Origin of the sequence: Vibrio fujianensis (assembly GCF_002749895.1) — a bacterium.
Lineage (GTDB): Bacteria > Pseudomonadota > Gammaproteobacteria > Enterobacterales > Vibrionaceae > Vibrio > Vibrio fujianensis.
On record NZ_NBUS01000041.1, the window covers coordinates 94,715 to 97,728 of the forward strand.

Genomic DNA, 3,014 nt, shown 5'->3' on the forward strand with positions numbered 1-3,014 from the left:
GGCGCTGCTATTGCCGTATATCAAGCTCCTAAAAGTCAAACATCGGGTTTTGTTATCATCGGATTAATGTTGCTGGGTGCAGCATTGATCACGCCTTATTTAATTTGGAAGCTTTTTATCAGTTTTTCTTATACGTTACGTTGGGTTAAAGTTCGTTGGTTTTTTGCTGATGCTGCGGCCAGTATGAGCTATCGCGGTGTGGCGACGATGGCTTTTATGTTGGCCATGACAGCTAATATTGGTGTGGAAACTATGATTGGTAGTTTCAGACACACCACGGATACTTGGTTAACTCAACGTTTAGCGGCGGATCTTTATCTTTATCCGACCAATAGCTCGGCAGCAAAAATCACCCAGTGGTTAAATCAACAACCTGAAGTCCAAGCGGTGTGGCATCGCTGGGAAAAAGATATCATGAGCGATAAGGGAACGATTCAGGTTGTCAGTACTGGCTCTTCAGAAGGTGAGCTAGCGTCGTTAACCGTAAAATTAGCTATTCCCAATTATTGGTATCACTTGCATCACTCTCGTAGTGTGATGATCAGTGAGTCGATGGCATTACGATTAGGGATCCGGCCGGGTGATTATTTAGATCTTTCATTGCCATTAGGTCAAAGCTGGCTCGTGGTGGGGGTTTATTATGATTATGGTAATCCTTACCATCAGGTGTTGATGTCTCATCATAATTGGATAGAGGGCTTATCAACCAGCGGTAACGTTTCGTTAGGGGTCACACTCAAAGATAAATATAAAGATACCGAGCACTTGCTTGAGCGATTAAATACGATGTTTAAACTCGATTCTGAACGAATGTTTGATAACCATCGTTTACATAAACAAGCGATGCGTGTATTTGATCGAACATTCGCGATTGCTGATAGTTTAGGTAATATTACCCTGTTTATTGCAATATGTGGCATTTTCTTTGCTACGTTAGCAGGGGAGGTTTCGCGTCAGCGGCATATTTCTTTATTACGATGTCTTGGTGTTTCCGGTAAAGAATTAGTGATTATTGGCGCTTTGCAACTGTTTGTGTTTGGTCTCATTTCTTTATTGATCGCCTTACCGTTAGGGTTAGCGTTGGCAAAGTTAATGGTGGATATTGTGATTCGCGAGGCTTTTGGTTGGACGCTTGAACTACAAATGGTGCCTTCGGCTTATACAAAAACCATTGTACTTTCTATGTCGGCTTTGATTGTCTCCGGAGCGTTGCCAATTATTCGTTTGGTACGTCAAACCGCAATGAAATCATTGAGAGATGCGGTATGAAGATGACAAAAATTGGCAGAGTGTTATTAATAGCGACATTGGGCTGCACGGTGTTAGCTGTGCTTATATACCGCCTTTATCCAATCTTAAATCCGCTTGAGCCATTGCTAGATGGTCAATCTAATCGACTACTTTTATCGAATCAAGATCAACGTTTTGCGCTCGTCTCGCCAGAGAAACCTGTACGTTTACCGCATGATTTTTCCATTCACCCTGAATATCAGCATGAATGGTGGCATGTCTTTGCCAATGTCCGTGATGAACAAGGCCAAGAGTATGGTGTGCAATGGAATTATTTTCGAGTGGCGAATGATAATCGGCAAGAGAGTGGCTGGCAAAATTCACAACTATTTTTGTCACACGTGGTTATTTCAAATGCACATCAAGTATGGAAAGAACAAAGGATTGCTCGTGGTGGAATCGGGCAAGCCGATATGATTCAGTCGCCTTTTCGCTTATGGATTGATAACTGGCGCTGGCGCTCTCTAGGATCTAGCCCATTGCCGAGTCAGTTAATGATCGAAACAGATACTTTTGGTGTCTCATTGCAGATGGTGGCAAATGGGCCTTATATTTTGCCTGGACAGCATGGTTATCAGCGTCGAGGGGCCAAGGATGCGATGGCATCTTACTCAATTTATGCGCCATTTATCTCGGTTAATGGATTGCTACAATTGAGTCCTGAGATGAATGCTATTCCTGTGGAAGGGGAAGCCTGGGTAAGTAAAGAGTGGGGCAGTGGATTATTAGGAGAAGAGCAATTAGGTTGGGATTGGTTTGTACTCCATCTTGATAATCATAAGATCTTAACCGTGTATCGTCACCGATATCGGAATAAAGCGCCTTATTTATATGGAACGTTAGCAACACGACAAGGAAATACGTTAGTATTATCTGCTCAAGATCTTGATATTTCACCGCTCGCTACCACGACCCTCACGGAGACGAAAATATTACCACTCCAGTGGGAAATTTCGGTGCCAAGCCAAAATATCCACCTCACTACTCAGGCGTTGAACCCAAATTTGTGGCTTTCTTTTGCTTTGCCCTATTGGGAAGGCCCGATTCAAGCTAGTGGCTCTCATCAAGCGCGTGGTTTTATGCAATTAACCGGTTATTAGGGCCAACTGACTCTAGTACTCTCGCTCGTTTTGATGAGTTTCTTCTCCACCTTATTAATTTCTTGGTTACAGATTCACTCAGCTATTGTTATTAAACTTATCTTCTTCCTATTTGAAGCTGCAAGGGGGCTACGTTCGTTGACCTTAATCACATCGCCTGTCTATGCTCATGCAGATTATGAGAGCCATCCGTAACTCTCACCAAAGGTCAGCCTGCGGCTGTTCAAATTTGTTCCAGACCAATTTGTCACTCACTTGATGGCTACCTGCAACGCCCAATTGTTTGGGAATAGCGGATAGCCTTGCCAATCTCTTTATCACATCTGCATTTTATCTTTCTTACCTTTGCACGAGTTTAGGGTTGATTTATTTTAATCACGGAATTTACGTTTATTTACGCTCTATTGTTCGGTTTTTCCGATGTCTTTATTCATTACAAGCGATTTTTAAAGCGACGGTAGCCTGAGTAAACTGCTCGCATCTTCTTTTTGCCGTAGTGACGTTATTAATTCCCCATTTTTTAGTCACTTAGGTTATCTCATCGTTTATTAGCATAATAATTAAGGACGATATCATCATGATTGATCTGTTTCGTAGTTTTTTTAAGTCGGAAGCGGCTGGTGG

Annotated in this window: 2 protein-coding genes; both read left to right on the top strand. The window is 42.5% G+C overall.

Features of this window, described 5'->3' with window-relative positions:
• A partial coding sequence (locus B7C60_RS18355) for an ABC transporter permease (RefSeq protein WP_245868881.1) occupies positions 1-1,269 on the top strand: 1,269 nt, incomplete at its 5' end.
• Positions 1,266-2,390: a lipocalin-like domain-containing protein gene (locus B7C60_RS07750; protein WP_425445499.1), complete on the top strand. Its 1,125-nt coding sequence runs from the start codon at positions 1,266-1,268 to the stop codon at positions 2,388-2,390. The genes B7C60_RS18355 and B7C60_RS07750, both read left to right, overlap by 4 nt.
• Positions 2,391-3,014: the final 624 nt, after the last annotated feature.